Source organism: Pseudomonas sp. TSO6 (assembly GCF_056098905.1).
On the sequence record NZ_JBLZWV010000047.1, the window covers coordinates 1 to 23,215 of the forward strand.

Sequence of the window (23,215 nt, forward strand, 5' to 3'; positions counted from 1 at the left end):
GCTCTGCAGCCCTTTCGCGACGCAAGGCCGCTCCCACAAAGAGGCCGCGTCAGGCTTCGTCGGCCAGGCCTACCTTGAGTAGTGCGCCGTCCTTGTCATCGGTCAGCACATAGATGTAGCCATCCGGCCCAACCCGCACATCGCGGATACGCGCCTTCAAGTCACCGAGCAAACGCTCCTCATGCACCACCTTGTCGCCCTTCAGCTGCAAACGGATCAGCTCCTGTGTCGCCAGTGCACCAATGAACAGGTTGTGGTCCCAGGCCTTGAATGTCGGGCTGTCGTAGAACGCCATGCCGCTGATGCCTGGCGACTTCTCCCACACATGGTGCGGGTCGACCATGCCGTCCACATGCTTGCCCTTGGCCTCGGGGATCGGCAGCAGCGAGTAGTTGATGCCATGGGTCGCAATCGGCCAGCCGTAGTTCTTGCCGGGCTCGGGGATGTTGATTTCGTCACCACCGCGCGGGCCGTGTTCGTGGGTCCACAGCTTGCCGGTCCAGGGGTTGAGCGCGGCACCTTGTTGGTTGCGGTGGCCGAACGACCAGATCTCCGGCCGCACGTTGTCCTTGCCGACGAAGGGGTTGTCCTTGGGCACTTCGCCATCGGGCAAGATGCGCACGATCTTGCCTTGCAGCTTGTCCAGGTCCTGGGCCGTGGGGCGCTGGTTGTTCTCGCCCAAGGCGATGAACAGATAGCCGTCGCGGTCGAATACCAGGCGCGAGCCGAAGTGGTTGCCCACCGACAGCTTGGGTTGCTGGCGGAAGATCACGCTGAAGTTATCCAGCCGGGCGCGGTCTTCGGACAACTGGCCACGGCCGACGGCGGTGCCGGCCTTGCCGTCACTGCCCTCCTCGGCGTAGGACAGGTACACGGTATGGTCCTTGTCGAACGCCGGCGACAACACCACATCCAGCAGGCCGCCCTGGCCCTCGGCCCACACCTTGGGCACGCCGCTGATCGGCGGGCCGACCTTGCCTTCAGCGTTGACCACCCGCAGGTTGCCAGCGCGCTCGGTGACCAGCATGTCCTTGCCGCCCGGCAGAAACGCCAGGGCCCAGGGGTTGCGCAAGCCGTCCGCCAGGGTGCTGACGGTCAACGTGCCTTCTTCGCTGCGAAACTGTTGCTCTGCCGCCGCCTGTGCCAGCAGGGGCATGAGTGCAGCGGCAGTCAGGGTGGCTAGCCAGGTTGCTCTGGGCATGCAGGATTCCTTTCGTATGGGCTCACGGCGCACGCGTGCTGTCGCGGGGCGGCCGGGTCGGTTCCAGGTTTGGGGTTTGTTGCTGCCGACGCAGGTTGTCGCCGTTGCCGATGCCGCGGTTGTCCAGGCTTGGCGTGCGCTGGTACGGGTCGGTGGACGGGCCGCGCACCGGGGGCGTTGCCGGCATGCTGCCCTGACGGCTGTTGGGGTTGGCGCGCTGGATCGGGCTGTTGTAGGGGTTGTTGTTGCCAGCGGCAAGCTGCAAAGGCTGTTGCGGGGCAGCGTGCGCAGGCAGGCACAAGGCCAGGCCAAGGGCCAGGATGGGCAATGTCGGGTTCATGCTTCACCTCCTGTACGAAAATGCCGCGCCTGGTGGGTTTGATAGCCTAAGGCGCGAGGGGTTCGAGACAAAAGTGTGAATTTGGGCGGAGATGATTCCTGATGTTTCAGTATGTGCTCGTGGGGCTGCTTTGCAGTCCATTGCGACGCAAGGCCCTGTAGGAGCAGCCTTGTGCTGCGAATGGGCCGCAAAGCGGCCCCGGATCACTGGCCCTTGTCTACCTTGTGCCGCGCCGCATACAGGCACAGCATCTCCATCGCCAAAGTCGCCCCCGCCAGCGCCGTGATGTCAGCATGGTCATATGCCGGTGCCACCTCCACCAGGTCCATGCCCACCAAGTTGATACCCCGCAGCCCGCCCAGAATTTCCAGCGCCTGCACCGTGCTCAACCCGCCACACACCGGGGTACCGGTGCCAGGCGCATAGGCCGGGTCGAGGCAGTCGATATCGAAGGTCAGGTACACCGGCCGCTCGCCCACGCGCTGGCGAATCGCCGCAATCACCGCCTCGGTGCCCTGACGGTGCACTTGGCGGGCGTCAAGGATGGCAAAGCCCTGGCTGTCGTCATTGGTGGTGCGCAGGCCGATCTGCACCGAGCAGGCAGGGTCCACCAAGCCCTCACGGGCGGCATGCCAGAACATGGTGCCATGGTCGATACGCTTGCCCTCCTCGTCCGGCCAGGTGTCGCTGTGGGCATCGAAGTGGATCAGCGCCAGCGGGCCATGCCGGCGGGCGTGGGCCTTGAGCAGCGGGTAGCTGATGAAGTGGTCGCCGCCCAGGGTAAGCATGGCGCAGCCTGCTTCAAGGATATGCGCGGCATGGGCCTCGATACTGTCTGGCACCGACTGCGGCGTGCCACTGTCGAAAGCGCAGTCGCCATAGTCGATCACGGCCAGGTGGTCGAACGGGTCGAACGCCCACGGCCAGTGCCGGGCCCAGGCCTGTTGCACCGAGGCGGCGCGAATCGCCCGTGGGCCGAAACGCGCCCCTGGGCGGTTGCTGGTGGCGGTATCGAACGGCACTCCACTGACCACCACATCCACACCGCGCAAATCGCGGCTGTAGCGGCGGCGGGAGAAACTGGTAATGCCGGCGTAGGTACTTTCTGCGGCAGTGCCATACAGGCTGTCGCGGGTCATCGCCTGGTCGTTGCTTGCGGCTTGCTCCACGGTCGGGCTCCTTGGTTGTTATCAGTCACTGGCGGCTGCGGAAGGCCGTCCACAGGCGGTTGCGCTGGCGCAGGTCGGCCAGGGCCATGCTGCGGTCGGCAAACAGCCGCTGGCGCACCTCGGCAGGCGGGTAGATGTCTGGGTCGTTACGCACCGCCTCGTCCACCAACGGCGTGGCAGCCTGGTTGGCGTTGGCAAAGAACAGTGTGTTGGTCAGCGCAGCCACCGACTCGGGCTTGAGCATGAAGGCGATGAACGCCCGCGCGGCTTCGGGGTGCGGGGCGTCCTTGGGGATGACCAGGTTGTCCTGCCACACCAGCGTGCCTTCGCGCGGTATGCGGTAGATCAGCTCAAAAGGCTTGTTGGCACGACGGGCCTGGTCGGCAGCCATCGCTGCATCGCCGTTGTAGGTCAGCGCCAGGCACACGCTACCGTTGGCCAGGTCGCTGATCTGCCGGCCATTGGCGACGTAGCTGATCGAGGGTTGCAGCTGGCTCAGCAGCTGCTGCGCGGCGGCCAGGTCATCCTTGTCCTGGCTGTAAGGGTCCTTGCCGAGGTAGTTCAGGGCCACGCCAATCACTTCCTGCGGCGAATCGGGCATGGCGATGCCACAGTCCTTCAACCGGCTGGCGTATTCAGGCTTGAACAGCAGGTCGAGGCTGTCCAGCGGCACGTCGCCCAAGCGCTGGCGCACCGCCTCCACATTCACCCCAAGGCCCAGCGTACCCCAGGTGTACGGCACGGCATGGCGGTTGCCGGGGTCGGCCTCGGCGAGCTTGGCCAGCAGGTCCTTGTCGAGGTTGCTATAGCCGGGCATGGCCTGGGGGTCGAGCGCTTGCAGGGCATTGGCCTTCAGCGCCCGGGCCAGCACGGTCGAGGATGGCACCACCACATCGTAACCACTGCCACCGGTGAGTAACTTGGTCTCCAGCACTTCGGTGGTGTCGAAGGTGTCATACCGCACTTTGTAGCCGGTTTCCTGTTCGAAACGCTGAAGGGTTTGCGGGGCGACGTAGTCGGCCCAGCTGTAGAGGTTGACGACCTTTTCTTCGGCCTGCAGCGGCAGGGCCAGAACCAGGGACAACAGGCACAACGATCGACGCATGACGGACACCTCGGCAAATGGGTGGATGCCGCGAGCATGCCAGCCGGGTTACATTGCAGGAATGGCAAGTTTGCAAAGCTGACATTCATCAGGAGCAATGTAATGCTCGGACAAGTGCACGACCCCGACCTGCACCTGCTGCGGCTGTTCGTCACTGTAGTCGAGGCCGGGGGCTTCAGCGCCGCGCAAGGCGTGCTGGGCCTGAGCCAGCCCACCATCAGCCAGCGCATGGCGCAGCTGGAAACACGCCTTGGCTACCGCCTGTGCAGCCGAGGCAAGGGTGGCTTTCACCTGACGGAGAAAGGCGCGTTGCTGTTGGATGCAGCGCGCGGGCTGCTGCTGAACATCGAGCAGTTTCGCCAGCAGGCCACCGGTGTTGCCGGGCGGTTGCTGGGGACCGTGCGCATCGGCATGGCAGAAAACCAGGACAAAACCGTGAGCCTGAAACTGGCGGCGGCCATTGCCGCATTCCGCACACGAGAGGAATCAGTGCAGCTGGAGCTGATCAGTGCACCGCCGGCGGAGCTGGAGCGGTTGTTGCTGGAGCAGCGGCTGGATTACGCCATCAGCTACTTCTCCGGCAACCAGGCGGCCTTTGATTACCAGCCATTGTTCGAGGAACCGCAACGGCTGTATTGCGGCAAGGGGCATGTGCTGTTCGGCGAATCGGGTGTTGAACTTGAGCGGTTGCTGGAGATGGACCAGGTGCGCCATCCATACCGGTTTCTCAAAGGCGGTGAGCCGTTCCAGAGCCGGCACAGCATGGCTGTGGCGGAGCAGATCGAGAGCGTGCTGACGTTCATTCTGTCAGGGCGGCATATTGGCTACCTGCCCTGCCATTGCGCCCACGCCTGGGAGGCGGAGGGATTGTTGTGGGCGCTGAACCCAGGGCTGGATTTTGTGGTGCCGTTTACCCTGGCCAGGCATCGGGCGCAGGTGACGGGTGAAGCGCAACAGGCGTTTGCCGAGGATTTGCTCGCAGCGTTCGCCTGATGCGCTCCTACAAGGGCCGGGCACGCTTTGGAGAAGGGTTAGTAAGCCATGCTCCAGGTCAGGGTGTAGGTACGCCCGCGCCCTTGGTAGTCATACAGGTACGCCGGGCCGTAGGTCGGCGAATAGAACAGCGTCGCGCGTTGGCCCCAGACCGTGCTGTACTGCTTGTCCAGCAGGTTCTGGATGCCGGCACTGAAGGTGCCGAAGCCGGTGTCCTGGCTGCCCAGCAGGTCGAAGGTGGTGTAACCGTCGATCTCGTGGTCGGCATCGTCCTTCAGGCTGAATGCATGGTTGGCTTGCAGCCGCGCACTGCGGCCATCGCCCTTCCAGCCAACAAATGCAGTGGCCTTGGACAAGGATGCATAGCGGGCATCACGCTTCTTCCAACCGCCGTCGGCAGCCTCTTCCTCGGAGCGGGTCAGGTGCAGGGTACCGCCCGCTTCCCAGCCCGTCTGGAAGTGCCGGGTCAGCGCACCTTCAAAGCCGAAGTCGCGGCTCTTCTGCTCTTCCACGTTGATCGTCAGCGTTTGCGAATCGACGTTGATGATCTTGTCCGACCAGATGTAGTACAGCGCCGCCTGGGCATCCCAGTCCAGGTCGGCATAGCGCCAGCCCAGTTCCACCTGGCGGCTCTTGATGCCGGCCAGCGGGTTGTCGGCCACGCTCAGGCCCGGCTTGCCGTAATACTTGGCAGGGTCTGGCAGGTCGAAACCTTCGCCATAGTTGCTCCATACCTGGTGGCCGTTCTTGAAGTCGTAGATGGCGCCTACGTTAAACAGGTTGACCTGATAATCGTTGCTGCCGCCCGGCACGCCCTTGAAGTCGCTGACGTCGACGTCCATCTGCTGGCGACGGGCACCGCCGGAGAACGTCAGGTTGTCGGTGGCATGCCAGTCCAGCTGGGCGTACACCGACACGCCATCGACCCGGTAGCTGGGGTAGCGCGCGGCCTTGCTGTCCTTTTCCATCTCCAGGCCGCCCGACTCGGACGAGGTCAGGGCGTTGAAGGTGGTCTGCTCGGCATTGAAGCGCTCGCGATCCAGGTCGAGGCCATAGGTCAGCTTCAACGTGTCCCACTGTTTGGCGAACAGGCCCTTGAGGCTGGTGACCTCGAAGTTCTGCTGCGAGGCAGCAAAGTACACCCCGCGCGAGCCGGTGGGCGTGGCGCGGTTGTAGTACGGGAACGGGTAGAAGTTGTCCTCTTCCTTGCGGTACGAGGCCTGCAGGTAGAAATCCTGGCCCAGCACATCGCTGTGGTGGTAATTGGCGTTCAGCAACAAGCGCCGGGTACGCGGCTCCAGGTCGGACGAATAGCCGCTGCGCAGCTCAGCGTCTTCCAGGTCGGATGACGCATTGTAGTTGAGGTTGGGAAAGTAGATCCCCGTGCTGCCGTGGTTGCCCGAATCGTAGTACTGGGCCAGCAGGTCGAGGCTCTGCTGGTCGTTCAGCTGCAAGCCCAGGGTGCCGAGCACGTCGATTGTGCGGTTGTATTGCAGGTCGGTCTGGGTGTTGTCGATGAAGATCTGGTCGCCGGCACCGTCGTAGAAGGCTTCGTTCTGCTCGCCGGAAATACCCAGCCGGGCATTGACCCGCTCGTTGCCGCCGCTGATCGACTGGGCGAAGCGGGTGGCCAGGTCATCGCTGTTGTTGAACCCGCTGCTGGCGCCAAGCTGGGTCTCGAAGCGCGCCGGGCCGGGTTCGCCCTTCTTGGTGACGATGTTGATGATGCCGCCAGTGGCACCACCGCCGTAGATGGCGCTGGCGCCAGACAGCACTTCGACACGCTCGACGTTGAACGGTGAAATGCTGTCGAACTGGCGCGACAGGCCGCGCGAGCTGTTCTGGCTGACCCCGTCGATCATCACCAGCACGTTGCGCCCGCGCATGTTCTGGCCATAGTTGGTACGCCCTTCCGGCGCCAGGTCGAGGCCGGGTACCAGCTTGCCGATGGCTTCTTTCAGGCTGACGCCGCTGTCGATCTGCTCGCGCAGCTGCTGCTGGTCGACTACCCACACAGTGCCGGGAATTTCGCTGATTGCGGTGCTGGTACGCGAGGCCACGCTGACTTCGATCGGCTTGAGGTTGACCGCCTGTGGCGCTGCCTGGGCCTTGCGCAGGGTCACGGTGCGCGCGTCACTGAAGTGCCAGCTCATGCCGCTGCCGGCCAGCAACTGCTGCAGGGCCTGCTCGACGCTGTAGCTGCCGTGCATGGCCGGGCTGGCAAAGCCTGCTGCATCCCCTGTGGTGTACAGCAAGTGCACGCCGGCCTGGTCGGCAAAGGTGGTCAGGGCCTGGTCCAGCGGCTGCGCTGGTAGGTCGAGCTGAACCTGGCGAGCCTGCATCTGGGTTTGTTCGGCAGTGGTTGCGGCCGACGCATGCAACGGGCCGACCAGCATGGCCAGGGCGCTACAGGACATCAGGGCATGGTGAAGAGGACCGCGACTGCGGTGAAAGGGCTTGAGCATCAGAGGCACGAATGAGCTTCCTGACAAGTCGTAAATGAGAATGGGTTGCTGATCAGTCCCACTACGACGATCTGGCTTGCAGGAACTTGCAGTGCCAAATGGAAAATATTTTTATTTCTGTGCCGGCCTCTTCGCAGCACAAGGCTGCTCCTACAGGAATCGCACATGCCTGTAATCGATGGACTCGCCCCCGCCGAGGCATCACAGTGCCACGGTGGCGTTCGAAGAAGCCAACGGCAGCGAGGGCGAGACCATGAAAAAGCATAGTTCGAAGCACGATTCCCTGTCTTCCACCGATGTGGAACTTTGCACAACCATCTGCGTAGACCTGGCCAAACAGGTCTTCCAGTTGGCAGGCGAGGACGCTACTGGTCGGGTGATCTACGAAGAGCGCATCAAATCCCGTCAAGCATTCCATGACTTCTTGACCAGGCTGCCAACGACAGTGGCTGTCTTGATGGAGTGCGGTCCAGGCGCACAAGCCTGGGCCAGGCTGCTGCAGACCAAAGGTAATCCGGTTCGCATCCTGCCTGCGCAACGCGTCGCCGAACACCGCAGCGGCGCGAAGAACGACCGTAACGATGCCCATGCCATTCTGCGTGCAGGTCGCGATACCAGCATTGCCTCCGTACCGATCAAGAGCACCACTGCGCTGGCTATTCAAGCACTGCATCGCATCCGGCGCGGCAACATCAAGCGGCATACAGCGCTGGGCAATCAGATACGTGGTCTGCTGCTTGAGCATGGCGTATCCATGCCTCAAGGCGATGCCGCGATCAGTCAGCAGGTACCGCGGGCGCTTGAGGATGCCTCCTTGCCTCTGCCCGACTTATTGCGCGAGTTGCTTGATGAGCTGCTGACTGACTGGCTGTCTTTAGGTGAACGCATTGCGGCGCTGAGTGGACGGCTCGAAGTGACAGCCCAGCAAGATAAGGTGGCACAGCGGCTGATCACCATTCGTGGCGTTGGTCCAATCATCGCCACGGCGATCGTGGCAAAACAGACCGAACCCAGCCGCTTCGCGAGTGGCCGAATGTATTCCGCCTTCTTCGGTATCGTGCCGGACCAGCACAGTAGCGGAAACAAAATCAGGTTGGGCCGAATGAGCAAGCGAGGTGACGGCTACATACGCAGCCTGATGATCCAGGGCGCGCATGCTGTCTTGAGTCAGCTAAGACCTGATTCCGATCAGCCAGACGATCGCCGCCTCTTGCGCTGGCTATCCCGCCTTGGACGCAAGGAGGCGGCGATCAGACTGGCTAATCGAAATCTGCGCATTATCTGGGCTCTGTTACAGAGCAATCAGGTCTACCAACGCAAACCGAACAACAATCCGGAGGCTGCTATGAGCCTCTGACTAACCGAGCAATGCCACCGGAGCGCTGAGCGCTCCAACCCCTGCTAGTGAACATTGACCCTAGGTAAGACCGTCGCAGACAGATGCCTCTGCTCCTACAGGCCTGACGTAATGGCCTTAATGTAAACGGCACACTGCGAGCTCACCACGATGTTGGCCAGAAGCGAAAAGCTTCCTCGAATAGGCCTGATACATAGATGCAACCGGGTTCCTATGTTCAAAAGCAGCTAGACAATGTGGGCGAGTCCATACATAGGAGCAGCCTTGTGCTGCGAAGAGGCCGGCACAGGCTGATCAATGAACCACAGCCAACCACGGCAGATAAGTAACCTTCAGCCCATACCGCTGCTCAAGCGTGCGCAGCAGTGCCTCCGGCTCGTCCAGGTCAAACACCCCGCTCACCTCCATCGCCGCCAGCTTGCTGTCGGACAGCACGATGCGCCCATGCCGGTAACGCTCAAGCTCCATCAGCACCTGACCCAGCGGCTTGCCGTTGAAGATCAGCTTGCCGCGCTGCCAGGCCATCTGCGCACCGGCATCGGCCGCCACCGCCAGTTCATGTTCGCCGACCTTGGCTTCACCGCGTGCCAACACCACGCGGCCATCGCGACGCACGCTGAAGGTGGCGGCACCACCCTGCACCCGCTCGCCTGCCGTATCGACCACAAACGGCCGCGGATCATCCGTGGCCTCGAACAAGGCCTCACCGGCAGCCAGCACCACACGGCGTTCGTGCTCACTGAACACCACACTCAGCGCACTGGCGCTGTTCAGCGTCACCCGCGTGCCGTCCGCCAGGGTAATCACCTGCCGTTCACCCACAGCGGTGTGGTAGTCCGCCAACAACACCGGTGCCTGCTGCCAACCCGCCACAGCGGCGACCAGCAACACCACGGAGGCCGCCACACCGGCCTGCTTGAGCCAGTCGCGACAATGACGCAGGGCCTGGCCGATATATTTGGCCACCATGCTCTCGGAAACCCCCAGCCGCTGTGCAATCTGCGCCTGGGTCAGGCCTTCGACGCGGTTCAGCAACAACGCCTGGCGGGCATTGTCGGGCAGTTTCAGCAGCGCATCGTCAAGGATTTGCAGGCGCTCACGGGCCAGCAACGTCGCCTCAGGCGCTGGCGCCGGGCAGGTCAGTTCACCGGTCCCGTCACAGTCGTCATGGCTGGCAGCCAGGCGCTGCTCACGGCGCAAGGCATCAATTGCCAGGTTACCGGCCACGCGGAAGATGAAGCTGCGGGCGTGCAGCACCGGCACCGTCTGTTCATCGACTTTCACCAGCTTCAGGTAGGTTTCCTGCGCCACGTCGGCTGCGCGCTGGCGGTCGCTCATGCGCCGCGTCAGGAACTGCAGCAGGTCGTCGTAGTGCTCCTGGAAAGTCGCCAGCAGGCCCGACACGGGTGACGTCAGCATGGGTTTGGGCACTGCCAGCAGGATGAGTTATCGGGCGTTAATGAGAAACAGTATCTTTCATCTGCAAGGAGACTTTCAACGCCGACGCGCATTTGCCACACTGGCGGTTCGCTCACTCTGGCAAGGTCGCCCGCAATGACTGCCCGCCTGCACCGCTGTAGCCGCCTGTTTCTCGTCCTGCTGATGGCGTATGGCCTGGGTGCCTGCGCACTGTTCCAGCCACGCGACCCGGTCAACATCAGCGTGATCGGCATCGAGCCGCTGCCCGGCCAAGAACTGGAACTGCGCATGGCGGTAAAAATGCGCGTGCAAAACCCTAACGAGTCGCCGATCGACTACAACGGCATTGCCCTGAACCTGGAAGTGAACGGCCAGCCGCTGGCCGCCGGGGTCAGCGACCAGCAGGGGCACATTGGCCGCTATGACGAAGCGGTGATCGTGGTGCCGGTGAGCATCACGGCGTTTTCCTTCCTGCGCCAGGCCTATGGGCTGGGCACGGTGGACTCACTGAAGGGTTTGCCCTACAAGCTGCGCGGCAAGCTGGCGGGCGGGTTGCTGGGAACCGTGCGCTTTACTGACGAGGGCAAGCTGGACCTGCCAAAAGGCGCGACCTGGTAAACACCCGCCAGGGGTATTCAGCGGCTGGCGCTGGCGGCGGCCATCAGCTTGTTGACTTCGCTGCGCACCATGCTGGCGTATTCGGGCGGCGACATGCCCTCCAATTCGGCGCGCACCCACTCGGCCCATTTACCCTTGCGCCGGGGCTTTTCGGCGATAAGCCGGGCCGCATCGCCCTTGGCCTTGCCTAGGCTGCTCTGCCACATCTCGAACAGCCGCGCCTTCTCTGCCTCGATCTGCGCCCGTTCCTCGAAGCTCATGTTGGCCAGATTGAAACTCATGAAGGTACCTGCAAGTTTGAAAATGGCCGCTATCTTACACCCAGGCAACGCAACATCGGAAAGCCACCGCAACTTTCCCGACGCAGCGGCATCCATTGTTCACACCACCCCATCAACGAGGACGAGTTCATGGCCCGTAAAAACGCCACACTGGCGGACAGCGATCAGATCAAGGACCAGGTATTCAGCGAACTGCAATCGCTGATCGAAGAATCGGAAAAGCTGCTGAACGACAGCGCCGCCCTGGTCGGCGAAGAAGCAGAAACCCTGCGAGCGCAGGTCAGCCTGAAACTGAAACAGGCACGCCAGGCCGCTGGCACTATGCGCGACAAAGCGCAACCGGTGGTGGACGCCACCCAGGACTACATCGGCGGCCACCCTTGGCAGACCGTCGCCATTTCCGCCGGCCTGGGGCTGGTGGTGGGCCTGCTGCTGGGGCGGCGCAACTGAAGCCTGGGCCGCCTGGTGCGAATCAGGCGGCCAGCGCTTGCGGGATACCGCTGTGGAAGCGCAGTTCCTGGTCCGGAGACTGGATCAGCTCCATTTCTGCAACGCGCACCAGTTCAATCCGGCGGGCGATGTCCGCCTCATCACCGTAGTTGTGCGCCAGTTTCAGGTAGCCCTGGTAATGGCGCGCTTCGCTTTTCAGCAAGCCGTGATAGAAGCGGCCCAATTCTTCGTCCAGGTGCGGCACCAGCGCGGCAAAGCGCTCGCAACTGCGTGCCTCGATGAACGCCCCCACCACCAGCGTGTCCACCAGCTTGACCGGCTCGTGGGCGCGCACCAGGCGGCGCAGCCCCGAGGCATAGCGGCCCGCCGACACCGGCCGCAGTGGCACGCCACGGCGCTTCATCAGGCGCAGCACCTGTTCGTGGTGCACCAGCTCCTCGCGGGCAAGGCGCGACATCATGTTGATCAGGTCGAGGTGGGTGTTGTACTTGGCCATCAGGCTCAAGGCCGTGCTCGCGGCCTTGAATTCGCAGTTCTTATGGTCGATCAGCAGGGTTTCCTGGTCGGCGAGCGCCGCTTCGATCCAGGCGTCTGGCGTCGGGCAGCCAAGAAAGGCATCGATTTCGGGGATCAGAGACATAAGCGTGCAACCACACAGAACAGGCAGGGCCGGCGATTATACCGGCGGCGGCGGGCGGCGCCAGTGACTATGCTTGTTGATGTACATCAAGCGCCAACGGGGGGCGCGCCGTCTATAGTCAGGCATTGGTCGCCACCTTTGAAGGGAGCTAACGCCCATGCAAGCCGTCCGCAGCATTCTCGTCGTCCTCGACCCCGAGCACGCCCACAGCCGGGCGCTGACCCGGGCCAAGCTGATTGCCGGCGTCACTGGCGCACGCCTGCACCTGCTGATGTGCGACAAAAAGCATGACCACACTGCACTGCTTAGCCTGCTGAGTAGCCAGTTGCACGATGACGGGTACGACAACGTCACCCACGAGGAGGCCTGGCGCGACAACCTGCACGACACCATCATCTATGTACAGCAGGCCGAGGGCTGCGAGCTGGTGATCAAGGAACACCGCCCGGACAACCCGCTGAAAAAAGCCTTGCTCACCCCCAGTGACTGGAAGCTGCTGCGCCAGTGCCCGTGTACCGTGCTGATGGTCAAGAGCGAACGGCCGTGGACTGGTGGCAAGATTCTGGCCGCGGTGGACGTGGGCAACCAGGACGAAGACCATCGCCGCCTGCATGCCAGCATCATCGACCATGGCTTCGAGATTGCCAAACTGGCCAAGGGCGAACTGCATGTCATCAGCGCCCACCCGTCGCCAATGCTGTCGGCCTCCGACCCGACCTACCAGCTGAGCGAGACCATCGAACAGCGCTACCGCGAAGCGTGCAAGGCGTTCCAGGCCGAGTACGGCATCAGCGAAGAATGCCTGCATGTGGCCGAAGGGCCGGCGGATGTGCTGATTCCGCATACCGAGAAGAAGCTCGAGGCGGTGGTGACGGTGATTGGTACGGTGTGCCGCACGGGGATTTCCGGGGCGTTGATTGGCAATACTTCGGAGGTGGTACTGGATGCGCTTGAGGGGGATGTGCTGGTGCTCAAGAGCGAAGAAGCCATCGCCTACCAGGCCGAACTAGCCCGCGGCTGACGCAAGTTCCACAATCGGCGCGGTCCCTGTAGGACCGCGCCAATCCGCTACAGCATCGCCTCCAGCACCTTCGGGTCCAGCCCCTCTCCTGCATTGGCCTCGATCCATTCTGCCAGCTGCCGGCGCATGGCCGGCGTCCAGAAGCTTTGCAAATGCTGGCGCACCCCTTGCACCGCCAGCGCCCGGTTTGGCTCGCTGTCGAAGTAATGGGCAATCTGGTTGGCCATCTTGACCAGGTTATCGCTGCTCATCGGCGCACCTCGGCTTTCTCCGATGTACGGCGTTCCTTCAGCAGGCGCCGCTGTTCGTCACTGAAATCCTGATAGCGCTTTTGCCACTCCGATGGCTGGAACACTTTCACCACCTCCACTGCCGTCACCTTGTATTCGGGGCAGTTGGTGGCCCAGTCGGAGTTGTCCGTGGTGATCACGTTGGCCCCCGACTCGGGGAAGTGGAACGTGGTGTACACCACCCCCGGCGCTACCCGCGCACTGACCTTGGCACGCAGCACGGTCTGCCCCGCGCGGCTGCCGATGCCCACCCAGTCACCGTCCTGGATACCGCGGCTTTCGGCGTCGGTCGGGTGGATTTCCAGGCGGTCGGCGTCATGCCAGGCAACGTTGCCGGTACGCCGGGTCTGGGCACCGACGTTGTACTGGCTGAGGATGCGCCCGGTGGTGAGCAGCAACGGGTAACGGTTGTTGACCTTTTCGTCGGTGGGCACATAGCCGGTGAGCATGAAGCGGCCCTTGCCACGCACGAACTGGTCGATATGCATGGTCGGCGTGCCATCCGGCGCGGCGTCGTTGCACGGCCACTGCAGGCTGCCATGGCGGTCGATTTCGGCGTAGCTGACGCGGCGGAAGGTCGGCGTCAGGCGGGCAATCTCGTCCATGATCTCGGACGGGTGGCGGTAGTTCATCGGGTAGCCCAAGGCGTTGGCCAGGGCTACGGTCCCTTCCCAGTCAGCCTTGCCGGCCAGCGGCTCCATCACCTTGCGCACCCTCGAAATGCGCCGCTCGGCGTTGGTGAAGGTACCGTCCTTTTCCAGGAACGAGCTGCCCGGCAGGAACACATGGGCGAATTTGGCCGTTTCGTTGAGGAAGATGTCCTGCACCACCACACATTCCATGGCGCGCAAGGCCGCCGTGACGTGCTGGGTGTTGGGGTCGCTCTGGGCGATATCCTCGCCCTGGCAGTAAAGGGCCTTGAAGCTGCCGTCCAGCGCTGCCTCGAACATGTTGGGGATGCGCAGGCCCGGGTCAGGCTGCAAGGTCACGCCCCAGGCGCGCTCGAACTCGGCGCGCACGCCCTCGTTGGAAATATGCCGATAGCCGGGCAGCTCGTGGGGGAACGAGCCCATGTCGCACGAACCCTGCACGTTGTTCTGCCCACGCAGCGGGTTCACCCCTACCCCTTCACGGCCGATATTGCCGGTGGCCATGGCCAGGTTGGCGATACCCATCACCGCAGTGCTGCCCTGGCTGTGCTCGGTCACGCCCAGGCCGTAGTAGATGGCCGCGTTGCCACCGGTGGCATACAGGCGCGCCGCGGCGCGGATCTGCTCGGCGGGCACGCCACAGACCGGGCCCAGCACCTCGGGGGCGTTGTCTGCCTGGCTGACGAAGTCGCGCCAGCGGGCAAAGTCTTCGGTTTCGCAGCGGGCATCGATGAAACGCTGGGCCAGCAGGCCCTCGGTGACGATCACGTGGGCCAGGGCGTTGAGCATGGCCACGTTGGTGCCAGGGCGCAGTTGCAGGTGCAGCTCGGCGCGGGCGTGCGGCGAGTCGACCAGGTCGATGCGCCGTGGGTCTATCACGATCAGCCGCGCGCCCTGACGCAGGCGGCGCTTGAGCTGCGAGCCGAACACCGGGTGAGCGTCGGTGGGGTTGGCGCCAATCACCAGCACCACGTCTGCCTGCATCACCGAATCGAAGCTTTGCGTGCCGGCCGACTCACCCAGGGTCTGCTTGAGGCCATAGCCGGTGGGCGAGTGGCACACCCGCGCGCAGGTATCGACGTTGTTGTTGCCAAACGCCGTACGCACCAGTTTTTGCACCAGATAGGCTTCTTCGTTGGTGCAGCGGCTGGAGGTAATGCCACCGATGGAATCGCGCCCGTACTTGAGCTGGATGCGGCGGAACTCGCTAGCAGCGTAGGTTACCGCTTCGTCCCAGCTCACTTCCTGCCACGGGTCCTCCAGGCGCTTGCGGATCATCGGCTTGGTGATGCGATCCGGGTGGGTGGCATAGCCCCAGGCAAAGCGGCCCTTGACGCAGGCGTGGCCGTGGTTGGCGCCACCGTTCTTGTCCGGGACCATACGCACCAGCTGGTCGCCTTTCATTTCGGCGCGGAACGAACAACCGACCCCGCAGTAGGCGCAGGTGGTGATAACCGAACGCTCAGGCTGACCAAGCTGCACCAGGCTCTTTTCCGTCAGCGTCGCGGTTGGGCAGGCCTGTACGCAGGCGCCGCACGACACGCATTCGGAAGCGAGGAAGTTATCGCCGCCCGCTGCCGCCACCCGCGACTCGAAACCGCGGCCGGTGATGGTCAGGGCGAAGGTGCCCTGGATATCTTCGCAGGCGCGCACACAGCGGCTGCAGACGATGCATTTGCTGGGCTCGTAGTCAAAATACGGGTTGGAAACATCCTTCTTCTCGGCCAGGTGGTTGGCGCCGTCGTAGCCGTAGCGCACCTCGCGCAGGCCCACCTGGCCGGCCACGGTCTGCAGCTCGCAGTTGCCGTTGGCCGAGCACGTCAGGCAGTCCAGCGGGTGGTCAGAAATGTACAACTCCATCACATTGCGGCGCAGGCCGGCCAGGCGTGGCGTTTCGGTACGCACCACCATGCCTTCGCTGACCGGCGTGGTACAGGACGCCGGGTAGCCGCGCATGCCTTCGATCTCCACCATGCACATGCGGCATGAGCCGAAGGCTTCGAGGCTGTCGGTGGCACACAGTTTGGGGATGCTGGTGCCGAGCATGGCCGCAGCGCGCATTACCGAGGTGCCGGCAGGTACGCTGATCGCGCGGCCATCGATGCTCAGGCTGACCTGCACTTCGCTGTCACGGGCCGGGGTGCCGAAGTCGCTACTTTTATCAGAAGCGGGGTCGAAGAAATTGATCACTGCGCGGCCTCCGTGGTGGTCAGCCCAAAATCGGCGGGGAAGTACTTGAGGGCGCTGGCCACCGGGTAGGCAGTCATGCCGCCCATGGCGCACAGCGAGCCGTACTGCATGGTGTCGCAGAGGTCGCGTAGCAACAGGGCCTGGTCGTGGCGCTCGGTGAAATCAGTCGTTGCGATCAACCGGTCGACCACCTCCATGCCACGGGTGGAGCCGATGCGGCATGGGGTGCACTTGCCGCAGGATTCTTCGGCGCAGAACTGCAGGGCGAAGCGCGCCATGCTGGCCATGTTCAGGGTGTCGTCGGCCACCACCACACCGCCGTGGCCGAGCATCGCGCCCATGGCGGCGAAGGCTTCATAGTCCAGCGGGGTGTCGAAGTGGCTGGGGGGTACCCAGGCGCCGAGCGGGCCGCCGACCTGCGCAGCCTTCAGCGGCCGGCCACTGGCCGTACCGCCGCCGTAGCCCTCCACCAGCTCGCGCAGGGTCAGGCCGAACGCACGCTCCACCAGGCCGCCCTGGCGGATATTGCCGGCCAGCTGGAACGGCATGGTGCCCAGCGAGCGGCCCATGCCGAAATCGCGATAGAACGCTGCGCCCTTGGCCAGGATGATGGGCACGGAAGCCAGGGTGAGCACGTTGTGCACCAGCGTGGGCAGGCCGAACAGGCCTTGCAGCGCGGGCAGTGGCGGCTTGGCGCGGACGATGCCACGCTTGCCTTCGATGGACTCGAGCAGCGCAGTTTCTTCGCCGCAGATATAGGCGCCGGCACCCACCCGCACATCAAGGTCGAACGCCTGGCCGCTGCCGGCAACGTCAGTGCCGAGGTAGCCGGCCTCACGCGCGATGGCACAGGCCTGGTCCAACACGCGAATGGCATCCGGGTATTCCGAGCGCACATAGATGTAGCCCTTGTCGGCCCCCACGGCGAGGCCTGCAATGATCATGCCTTCGATCAGCAGGAAGGGGTCGCCTTCCATCAGCATGCGGTCGGCGAACGTGCCTGAGTCGCCCTCGTCGGCGTTGCATACCACGTACTTCTGCCCAGCCCCGGCGTCGCGCACGGTGCGCCACTTGATGCCGGCCGGGAACGCCGCACCGCCACGGCCACGCAGGCCGGAGTCGAGCACGGCCGCGACCACTTCGGCACCGTTCAGGGCCACGGCCGCTTCAAGGCCGGCGAAGCCACCATGGGCGCGATAGTCGTCCAGCGACAACGGGCGGGAGATGCCGGCGCGGGCGAACAGCAACCGCTGCTGGGTTTTCAGGTAAGGGATTTCTTCGACCAGCCCCAACGCCAGCGAGTGGCCACCTGGCTCACCGGCCAGGGCGTCGAGCAATGCCGGCACGTCTTGTGGGGTAACCGGGCCGAAGCCCAGGCGCCCTTGCGCACTGTCGCACTCGATCAGCGGCTCCAGCCAGTACAGCCCGCGAGCGCTGGTGCGCTGGATATCCAGCGGCAACTGGCGGCGCTCGGCCTCGCGCTGCAAGGCCTCGGCAACCTGGTCGGCCCCCACGGCACGGGCCACCGAATCGCACGGGATGTAGAGTTTCAGCATGCGGCGTCCTCCCGGCAAGCGTTTACCAATGCACGCAGGCGCTCAGGGGTAAGCCGCGCATGCACCTGGCCGTCCAGCTCCAGGGCCGGCGAGCAGGCGCAGGCCCCCAGGCAGTACACCGGGCGCAGGCTGATGGCACCGTCGGCGCTGGTGCCATGGTCGTCCAGTGCCAGCTGATCGCGCAGTTGCGCGGCCAGGGCCTCGGCGCCACGGCTCTGGCACGACTCGGCGCGGCACAGGCGCAAGGTGTGGCGCGCCGGTGGCGCTGTACGAAAGTCGTGGTAGAAGCTGATCACCCCGCGCACTTCAGCCAGGCTGAGGTTCAGGGCATGGGCAATTTCGGGGACAGCAGCATCGGGGATGAAACCGATGTCGTGCTGGATGGCATGCAGGATAGGCAACAAGGCACCGGGTGCGTCCTTGTCACGGGCCAGAATGCGCTGGATCACGGGCAGGTGGAGCAGTTCATCAGGCATACAGCGGACCTCGGCATCACGGACCCCGCCTGAATTGTTGTGGGGGCAGGTATCCGGCGTGTTCTGCTGCGGCGCGTCGGCCACGTCACGGTTGCGCGGCGTCGACGGCCTCCTTGCCCACGGCCGCGCATCTGCGCACGCTGGTCCGAAGGCATCCTGCAAGCATGGCACTTGTGGCGCCAGGGGGTTGCGTGCGAACGACCAGGCGCATCCTGAAACCGACGCCAAGTGTTACGACCCCTGCACGGTATGCGGGATTTTAGAGCAGTACAGGTGCTTCGATGACTACCCCAGGCTAATGCCCGGCGAGAGCAGCCTTGCCTAGGCGCCACCGGCCGGGAAGGCGCGCAAAGCGCCCCCGGTAATTCGGCACAGGCCTCAGGCCACTGCCTTGTCTACGCTGCGCTTGGCTTCCAGCTCACGCACCAGCGGCAACACGTGCTCACCAAAGTACGCCACCTCCTCCTGGAAATGCAGGAAGCCGGACAGGATCAAATCCACCCCGACTGCCTTCAGCGCAACGATGCGCTCGGCAATTTGCTTAGGCGTGCCGATCAGGTTGGTCTTGAAGCCATCGTTGTACTGCACCAGGTCCTCGAAGCTGGATTTGGCCCAGTTGCCCTCGCCCTCAGGGCTGGCTGCCCCGGCATGCTTTACCTCGTGGCCGAACGCCCGCACTGCCTCGGGGTTGGCCTTGTCGATGATCTCCTGCAACACCGCCCGCGCCTCTTCCTCGGTGTCGCGGGCAATGATGAAGGCATTCACCCCCACCTTGACCGAGTGGCCGTTGGCTGCGGCCTTGGCGCGGATATCATCGACCTGGGCCTTGATCCCTTCCACGCTGTTGCCGTTGGTGAAGTACCAGTCCGACACCCGCGCGGCCATGTCCCGCGCCGCACGCGAACTGCCGCCCTGGAAGATCTCGGGGTGCGGTTGCTGCAGTGGCTTGGGTTTGAGGTTGTAGTTACGGAAGCGATAGAAGTCGCCGTTGAAGGTGAAGTTGTCCTGCGTCCAGATGCCCTTGAGCGCGCGGATGAACTCCTCGGAACGGCGATAGCGTTCGTCGTGGTCCAGCCACGGCTCACCAATGGCGTGGAACTCGCCCTTGAACCAGCCCGAGACCACGTTGATGGCGATGCGGCCATTGGTGAACTGGTCGATGCTGGCCAACTGCTTGGCCGCCAGCGCCGGGTTCCACGGCCCTGGCAGGATGGCGGCGATGACCTTGAGCTTTTCCGTGGCAGCCAGCAGCGCGTGGCTGATGGTGACCGACTCATGCTGGTTGTCGGCACCATAGCCGGCGGTGAAGCGGATTTGCGACAGGGCGTAGTCGAAGCCGGCTTTTTCAGCGATTTGCGCAAGCTTGCGGTTGTAGTCGATGTCCCAGCTGGTGCGCTGCTCGATGGTGCTGACCACCAGGCCACCGCTGACGTTGGGGACCCAGTAGGCGAACTTGAGTGGGGCGTGGCTCATGGGGAGGCTCCTTGAGAATCCTTGGGGTTCAAGGAGGCAGGAGCAGCAAGCATGCCAACGGCTGGATTGCTTTACTTTCAACGGGTTAATGGAATTAGTCGGCGATGTTGACTGCATGTGGTCAAACACGCTGTCGGATCACTGTTGCCTGCGCAACATCGCCGCTTGCGACTAGCTCAGCGGTTTTTTGCGCATGCCGATGTGAGCGTCATCCATCAGGGCCTTGATCGCAATCAAACCCTGACTACAAAGCCAACTGCGCCAGCCGCTGCAGGGCCAGAATCACTTCCTCGTCCCGCTCTTCCAGTACATCCGCCTGGATAAGAGCGATTACAGCCTTCAACAACTCGGTCTGGTTCACACCTGTTCGTTGTTGCAGCGCAAGCATGTCCTGCGCCATGTGCGGGTTGACCTTCATCGACAACCGTCGAGTAGCACTGGAACGCGCGAGCCCACGCTGCTCTCGCTGTTCATCCAGGGCCTGGACGAATGTTTGATGCGCAGCCTGCAATTGCCCACCCTGCTGCACCTGCGCCAGTTGCTGAAAATAGTACGCAAGAAACAACTTGCGCAGATTGGCGCCCGCCTCGCGACTGACCGCATGCATAGCCGCATCCAGCACATCCAGGTAGACCGCTGGTAAACGTGCCTCGATAGACTTGAGCTGCTGGTTGCGCGCCTCGTGAATGGCTGGTGTGGATTGCGGTGGAAGCGCGACCACGCCATCGCAACGGGTACACACGCCCACCAATATGTCCCTGGCCATACCCTTGCCATCGCTGAACGGTACATCCCGGCGGGCATAGCGAGTGGTCACCACTGCCTGGCAGTGCTCGCACAGTGCTTTTCCGCTATCCCCTTCGAACAGAATCTTCATGATCTGGGTACTCCCGCTGATTCAAGCGCAGCTATCTCTGCGCTTCTCTGAACCCAATTGTCATACATCATCGCTGCCATTACGAAATTTATCGTACATCCCAGTATGGAATCTACCGCTTGCGAAGCCAAAGCGACCAGCGGCACGCCTACAGGTTCGGGCGAAGACTCAACGCTTTTATGTTTGCTGGCGGCTGCCGCTATACGCGTATGCGTTAGGCAACCCGATGTCATACACCGCGTCGCATTCTTCGCGGGTGAACCCGCTCCCACAGCTACGGCGCAAGGTCCGGGGTCGCCACTCCCATGTGCCATCCATTGAGGCCCAACCGCGCGAGAGTGAAGAAGCATGAAACATTATTTATCAATATATCTTCTCATTTGACGTAGATTCTCATTCGCACAAAATCTGTAACCTTTTTACCAGCTTCCCGCCTCAGGAATTCCCCGTGAAACGTCATCTCCCTGCCCGCCTCCTGCTGGTCGGCGCATGCAGCGCCATGCCTGCCGTTCATGCCGCCGACAACCTCACCCTGCCCGCGACCCAGATCGACAGCACGAGCGAAGTGGTGGATGGCGTGAGCCAGGGCTACGAAGGCAGGGCTTCATCCAGCACCACCAAACTGGGCCTGACCGACAAGCAGACCCCGCAGGGCGTGACAACCATCACCCGCCAGGCGCTGGACGATTTCAAGATCACCGGTATCAAGGACGCACTGCGCGCAGCACCGTCGGTAACCGTCGAGCAAACCGAAACCGACCGTACCGAATTCACTTCGCGCGGTTTCGACATCAATACCTTCGAATACGACGGTACGGGCATGCCCTTCGTAAGCAGCACGCTGGTAGGTGATCAGGACCTGGCCGAGTACGAGCAGATCGACGTGTTGCACGGCGCCAATGGCTTGATGAGCGGTGCCGGCAACCCGTCGGCTACGGTCAACTTCGTGCGTAAACGCCCGACAGATACCTTCCAGGCGCAGGTCGACACCAGCGTCGGCTCGTGGGACAGCCGCCGTATCGACGTCGATGTTGCAGGCCCGCTGACCGACAGCGGCAATGTGCGCGGCCGCTTCATCTACTCCCACGACAAGGGCAACTCATGGATGGACCGCTACAGCCACGAGCGCAACGCTGCTGCCGGCCTGCTGGCGTTCGATGTGTCCGACGCCGACACCGTGACTGTGGGCTTCTCCCAGCACAACAGTGATTCCAACGGCAGCACCTGGGGCAACCTGCCACTGGTGGACAACGACGGCAATGCCATCCACTACAGCGGGCGCAGCAACAGCATCGGCCAGCCGTGGACCTACTGGAACCTGCACACCCAGCGGGCCTTCGTCGAGCTGAAGCATGATTTCGGCAATGACTGGAACGCCACGCTCACGGCCACCGGGCAGCAGGAAAAGCAGAACACCAACATGCTTTATGTAGGTGGCGTCTCTGGTGATGTTGCCGACGCGTATGCCAACCACACCCGCAGCGAGGCTCACCAGCTGCTGGGCGAGGCCAAGGTGCAAGGCCCGTTCAGCCTGTTCGGTCGCGAGCACCAGCTGACCTTCGGGGCCGCGTACGGCCGCACGCACCAAAAAGGCCAGGAGTACGACGAAGACCTGGAGCATGGCAGTTTCTTCAACACTTCGTTCTCGGGCATCCTGGCGGGCAATACGCCTATGCCCTCGTTTGGCGTCACCAGTGACGACCTGGCGCAGAACTTCCAGGACACGCAAAAAAGCGTATTCGCCGGTGCGCGCTTCAGCCTGACCGATAACCTGCACTGGATAGCCGGTGCACGCATGCTCAGCGCCGACGGTAAGGGTGAGAGCTACGGTTCAGAACACTCCACGCGCGCCCATGGCAAGGTCACGCCCTACACCGGCCTGGTCTACGACCTGAACGAGGCATGGAGCATCTACGGCAGCTGGACCAAGATCTACAACCCGCAATACAACGTGGTCGGTACCGACGGCAAGTTGCTCGACCCACTGGAAGGCAAGAGCATGGAAGTGGGCGTAAAAGGCAGCGTGATGGACGAGCGCCTGCACCTGACCGCTGCGCTGTTCAAGACCGAGCAGCGCAACGTGGCCGTGGATGCCGGATTCGACGGGGTTCAGGAGGTTTACACTCCGGGCGACTTCAAGAGCCACGGCGTAGAGCTGCAGGCGTCCGGCGAAGTGGCGCCAGGGCTCGACCTGCTCGCCGGCTACACCTATGTACGTATTGACGATGACAACGGCGAGCGTGCGCGCAAATATGTGCCGGCCCACAGCTTGCGCGGCATGGTCACTTACCGCTTGCCGACCCTGCCACAGATGAAGGTTGGCGCCCGTGTCAGCTGGCAGACCGGCGTCGAGAACGACACCAACAGCGCCATCCACCAGAACGCCTACGGTCTGGTTGACCTGATGACCAGCTACGACATTGACAGCAACTGGAGCACGTCGCTGAACCTGAACAACGTCACCGACCGCAAATACCTCCTGTCGCTGTACAACAACGCGACAACCGCCAGCTACGGTGCGCCCCGCAACCTGACGGCTTCGGTGACCTGGAAGTATTGACCCCGCCCGTGTGTAGCGGCGCACTGTACGGCATCCAGTGATGGCCCTGGCGCCATTCAGGTAAGCTCAGCCCCTGCAATGCAA

General features: G+C 63.1%; 20 protein-coding genes. 6 read left to right on the forward strand and 14 right to left on the reverse strand.

What is annotated here, in order from left to right; all coding sequences use genetic code 11:
* Positions 1 to 49 precede the first annotated feature (49 nt).
* The 4 genes from ACN6NG_RS20335 to ACN6NG_RS20350 all read right to left on the reverse strand — a co-directional run bounded on the left by ACN6NG_RS20335 (position 50) and on the right by ACN6NG_RS20350 (position 3,815).
* Entirely contained in the window at positions 50 to 1,201 is a 1,152-nt protein-coding gene (locus ACN6NG_RS20335) for a PQQ-dependent sugar dehydrogenase (protein ID WP_474315792.1), read from the reverse strand.
* Between the two features lie 22 nt (positions 1,202 to 1,223).
* The gene (locus ACN6NG_RS20340) at positions 1,224 to 1,541 is read right to left on the reverse strand and encodes a hypothetical protein (RefSeq protein ID WP_132846243.1); all 318 of its coding nucleotides are present in this window, start codon (positions 1,539 to 1,541) and stop codon (positions 1,224 to 1,226) included.
* A gap of 203 nt (positions 1,542 to 1,744) precedes the next feature.
* The gene (speB, locus tag ACN6NG_RS20345; RefSeq protein WP_051100703.1) at positions 1,745 to 2,710 is read right to left on the reverse strand and encodes an agmatinase; all 966 of its coding nucleotides are present in this window, start codon (positions 2,708 to 2,710) and stop codon (positions 1,745 to 1,747) included.
* Positions 2,711 to 2,735: 25 nt separating this feature from the next.
* The gene (locus ACN6NG_RS20350; RefSeq protein ID WP_063425290.1) at positions 2,736 to 3,815 is read right to left on the reverse strand and encodes a polyamine ABC transporter substrate-binding protein; all 1,080 of its coding nucleotides are present in this window, start codon (positions 3,813 to 3,815) and stop codon (positions 2,736 to 2,738) included.
* A 102-nt stretch (positions 3,816 to 3,917) separates the two neighbouring features.
* On the opposite strand from ACN6NG_RS20350, the gene ACN6NG_RS20355 reads away from it, so the two are divergent.
* The gene (locus ACN6NG_RS20355; RefSeq protein ID WP_059396110.1) at positions 3,918 to 4,808 is read left to right on the forward strand and encodes a LysR family transcriptional regulator; all 891 of its coding nucleotides are present in this window, start codon (positions 3,918 to 3,920) and stop codon (positions 4,806 to 4,808) included.
* A 38-nt stretch (positions 4,809 to 4,846) separates the two neighbouring features.
* On the opposite strand, the gene ACN6NG_RS20360 is transcribed toward ACN6NG_RS20355, so the two are convergent.
* Positions 4,847 to 7,273 (reverse strand): TonB-dependent receptor, encoded by a 2,427-nt coding sequence (locus ACN6NG_RS20360; protein WP_474316039.1) that lies wholly within the window; start codon positions 7,271 to 7,273, stop codon positions 4,847 to 4,849.
* Between the two features lie 298 nt (positions 7,274 to 7,571).
* Here ACN6NG_RS20360 and ACN6NG_RS20365 point away from each other — a divergent pair, with 298 nt between their 5' ends.
* Positions 7,572 to 8,630: an IS110 family RNA-guided transposase gene (locus tag ACN6NG_RS20365; protein ID WP_474313327.1), complete on the forward strand. Its 1,059-nt coding sequence runs from the start codon at positions 7,572 to 7,574 to the stop codon at positions 8,628 to 8,630.
* A gap of 294 nt (positions 8,631 to 8,924) precedes the next feature.
* Here the strand turns inward: ACN6NG_RS20365 and ACN6NG_RS20370 are convergent, their stop codons facing one another.
* Positions 8,925 to 10,049 (reverse strand): sigma-70 family RNA polymerase sigma factor, encoded by a 1,125-nt coding sequence (locus ACN6NG_RS20370; RefSeq protein WP_474315798.1) that lies wholly within the window; start codon positions 10,047 to 10,049, stop codon positions 8,925 to 8,927.
* A gap of 135 nt (positions 10,050 to 10,184) precedes the next feature.
* On the opposite strand from ACN6NG_RS20370, the gene ACN6NG_RS20375 reads away from it, so the two are divergent.
* The gene (locus tag ACN6NG_RS20375) at positions 10,185 to 10,667 is read left to right on the forward strand and encodes an LEA/WHy family protein (protein WP_016500659.1); all 483 of its coding nucleotides are present in this window, start codon (positions 10,185 to 10,187) and stop codon (positions 10,665 to 10,667) included.
* A 17-nt stretch (positions 10,668 to 10,684) separates the two neighbouring features.
* Here ACN6NG_RS20375 and ACN6NG_RS20380 read toward each other — a convergent pair whose 3' ends face one another.
* Positions 10,685 to 10,948 (reverse strand): hypothetical protein, encoded by a 264-nt coding sequence (locus ACN6NG_RS20380; RefSeq protein WP_049273556.1) that lies wholly within the window; start codon positions 10,946 to 10,948, stop codon positions 10,685 to 10,687.
* A 129-nt stretch (positions 10,949 to 11,077) separates the two neighbouring features.
* Here ACN6NG_RS20380 and ACN6NG_RS20385 point away from each other — a divergent pair, with 129 nt between their 5' ends.
* The gene (locus ACN6NG_RS20385) at positions 11,078 to 11,398 is read left to right on the forward strand and encodes an ElaB/YgaM/YqjD family protein (protein ID WP_016500661.1); all 321 of its coding nucleotides are present in this window, start codon (positions 11,078 to 11,080) and stop codon (positions 11,396 to 11,398) included.
* Between the two features lie 22 nt (positions 11,399 to 11,420).
* Here the strand turns inward: ACN6NG_RS20385 and ACN6NG_RS20390 are convergent, their stop codons facing one another.
* The gene (locus ACN6NG_RS20390) at positions 11,421 to 12,038 is read right to left on the reverse strand and encodes a MiaE family protein (protein ID WP_061203835.1); all 618 of its coding nucleotides are present in this window, start codon (positions 12,036 to 12,038) and stop codon (positions 11,421 to 11,423) included.
* A 157-nt stretch (positions 12,039 to 12,195) separates the two neighbouring features.
* Here ACN6NG_RS20390 and ACN6NG_RS20395 point away from each other — a divergent pair, with 157 nt between their 5' ends.
* Positions 12,196 to 13,059 carry a universal stress protein gene (locus tag ACN6NG_RS20395; RefSeq protein WP_474315803.1) on the forward strand — a complete coding sequence of 288 codons (864 nt, stop codon included), beginning with the start codon at positions 12,196 to 12,198 and terminating at the stop codon, positions 13,057 to 13,059.
* 47 nt (positions 13,060 to 13,106) lie between these two features.
* Here the strand turns inward: ACN6NG_RS20395 and ACN6NG_RS20400 are convergent, their stop codons facing one another.
* The 6 genes from ACN6NG_RS20400 to ACN6NG_RS20425 form a co-directional block, all read right to left on the reverse strand.
* Positions 13,107 to 13,310, reverse strand: a complete 204-nt coding sequence (locus tag ACN6NG_RS20400) for a formate dehydrogenase subunit delta (protein ID WP_061203833.1) — start codon at positions 13,308 to 13,310, stop codon at positions 13,107 to 13,109.
* Positions 13,307 to 16,189, reverse strand: a complete 2,883-nt coding sequence (gene fdhF, locus ACN6NG_RS20405; protein WP_059396107.1) for a formate dehydrogenase subunit alpha — start codon at positions 16,187 to 16,189, stop codon at positions 13,307 to 13,309. Before fdhF ends, ACN6NG_RS20400 begins: the two co-directional genes overlap by 4 nt.
* Complete coding sequence (locus ACN6NG_RS20410; protein ID WP_474315807.1) at positions 16,186 to 17,745, reverse strand: formate dehydrogenase beta subunit; 1,560 nt, start codon at positions 17,743 to 17,745, stop codon at positions 16,186 to 16,188. Before ACN6NG_RS20410 ends, fdhF begins: the two co-directional genes overlap by 4 nt.
* Positions 17,739 to 18,221 carry a formate dehydrogenase subunit gamma gene (locus ACN6NG_RS20415; protein ID WP_063425365.1) on the reverse strand — a complete coding sequence of 161 codons (483 nt, stop codon included), beginning with the start codon at positions 18,219 to 18,221 and terminating at the stop codon, positions 17,739 to 17,741. Before ACN6NG_RS20415 ends, ACN6NG_RS20410 begins: the two co-directional genes overlap by 7 nt.
* Before the next feature lie 378 nt (positions 18,222 to 18,599).
* Positions 18,600 to 19,694, reverse strand: coding sequence for a dimethylsulfone monooxygenase SfnG (gene sfnG / locus ACN6NG_RS20420; protein ID WP_063425275.1), 1,095 nt, complete (start codon positions 19,692 to 19,694; stop codon positions 18,600 to 18,602).
* A 244-nt stretch (positions 19,695 to 19,938) separates the two neighbouring features.
* Positions 19,939 to 20,571, reverse strand: a complete 633-nt coding sequence (locus ACN6NG_RS20425; protein ID WP_474315811.1) for a hypothetical protein — start codon at positions 20,569 to 20,571, stop codon at positions 19,939 to 19,941.
* Between the two features lie 499 nt (positions 20,572 to 21,070).
* Here ACN6NG_RS20425 and ACN6NG_RS20430 point away from each other — a divergent pair, with 499 nt between their 5' ends.
* The gene (locus tag ACN6NG_RS20430) at positions 21,071 to 23,131 is read left to right on the forward strand and encodes a TonB-dependent siderophore receptor (RefSeq protein ID WP_474316042.1); all 2,061 of its coding nucleotides are present in this window, start codon (positions 21,071 to 21,073) and stop codon (positions 23,129 to 23,131) included.
* Positions 23,132 to 23,215: the final 84 nt, after the last annotated feature.

What these genes read in the sequence shown, in the direction of transcription:
- ACN6NG_RS20335 (WP_474315792.1), bottom strand. Translation starts at nt 1,201, where the DNA reads ATGCCCAGAGCAACCTGGCTAGCCACCCTGACTGCCGCTGCACTCATG.
- ACN6NG_RS20340 (WP_132846243.1), bottom strand. Translation starts at nt 1,541, where the DNA reads ATGAACCCGACATTGCCCATCCTGGCCCTTGGCCTGGCCTTGTGCCTG.
- ACN6NG_RS20350 (WP_063425290.1), bottom strand. Translation starts at nt 3,815, where the DNA reads ATGCGTCGATCGTTGTGCCTGTTGTCCCTGGTTCTGGCCCTGCCGCTG.
- ACN6NG_RS20355 (WP_059396110.1), top strand. Translation starts at nt 3,918, where the DNA reads ATGCTCGGACAAGTGCACGACCCCGACCTGCACCTGCTGCGGCTGTTC.
- ACN6NG_RS20360 (WP_474316039.1), bottom strand. Translation starts at nt 7,273, where the DNA reads ATGCTCAAGCCCTTTCACCGCAGTCGCGGTCCTCTTCACCATGCCCTG.
- ACN6NG_RS20370 (WP_474315798.1), bottom strand. Translation starts at nt 10,049, where the DNA reads ATGCTGACGTCACCCGTGTCGGGCCTGCTGGCGACTTTCCAGGAGCAC.
- ACN6NG_RS20375 (WP_016500659.1), top strand. Translation starts at nt 10,185, where the DNA reads ATGACTGCCCGCCTGCACCGCTGTAGCCGCCTGTTTCTCGTCCTGCTG.
- ACN6NG_RS20380 (WP_049273556.1), bottom strand. Translation starts at nt 10,948, where the DNA reads ATGAGTTTCAATCTGGCCAACATGAGCTTCGAGGAACGGGCGCAGATC.
- ACN6NG_RS20385 (WP_016500661.1), top strand. Translation starts at nt 11,078, where the DNA reads ATGGCCCGTAAAAACGCCACACTGGCGGACAGCGATCAGATCAAGGAC.
- ACN6NG_RS20390 (WP_061203835.1), bottom strand. Translation starts at nt 12,038, where the DNA reads ATGTCTCTGATCCCCGAAATCGATGCCTTTCTTGGCTGCCCGACGCCA.
- ACN6NG_RS20395 (WP_474315803.1), top strand. Translation starts at nt 12,196, where the DNA reads ATGCAAGCCGTCCGCAGCATTCTCGTCGTCCTCGACCCCGAGCACGCC.
- ACN6NG_RS20400 (WP_061203833.1), bottom strand. Translation starts at nt 13,310, where the DNA reads ATGAGCAGCGATAACCTGGTCAAGATGGCCAACCAGATTGCCCATTAC.
- ACN6NG_RS20410 (WP_474315807.1), bottom strand. Translation starts at nt 17,745, where the DNA reads ATGCTGAAACTCTACATCCCGTGCGATTCGGTGGCCCGTGCCGTGGGG.
- ACN6NG_RS20415 (WP_063425365.1), bottom strand. Translation starts at nt 18,221, where the DNA reads ATGCCTGATGAACTGCTCCACCTGCCCGTGATCCAGCGCATTCTGGCC.
- sfnG (WP_063425275.1), bottom strand. Translation starts at nt 19,694, where the DNA reads ATGAGCCACGCCCCACTCAAGTTCGCCTACTGGGTCCCCAACGTCAGC.
- ACN6NG_RS20425 (WP_474315811.1), bottom strand. Translation starts at nt 20,571, where the DNA reads ATGAAGATTCTGTTCGAAGGGGATAGCGGAAAAGCACTGTGCGAGCAC.
- ACN6NG_RS20430 (WP_474316042.1), top strand. Translation starts at nt 21,071, where the DNA reads ATGCCTGCCGTTCATGCCGCCGACAACCTCACCCTGCCCGCGACCCAG.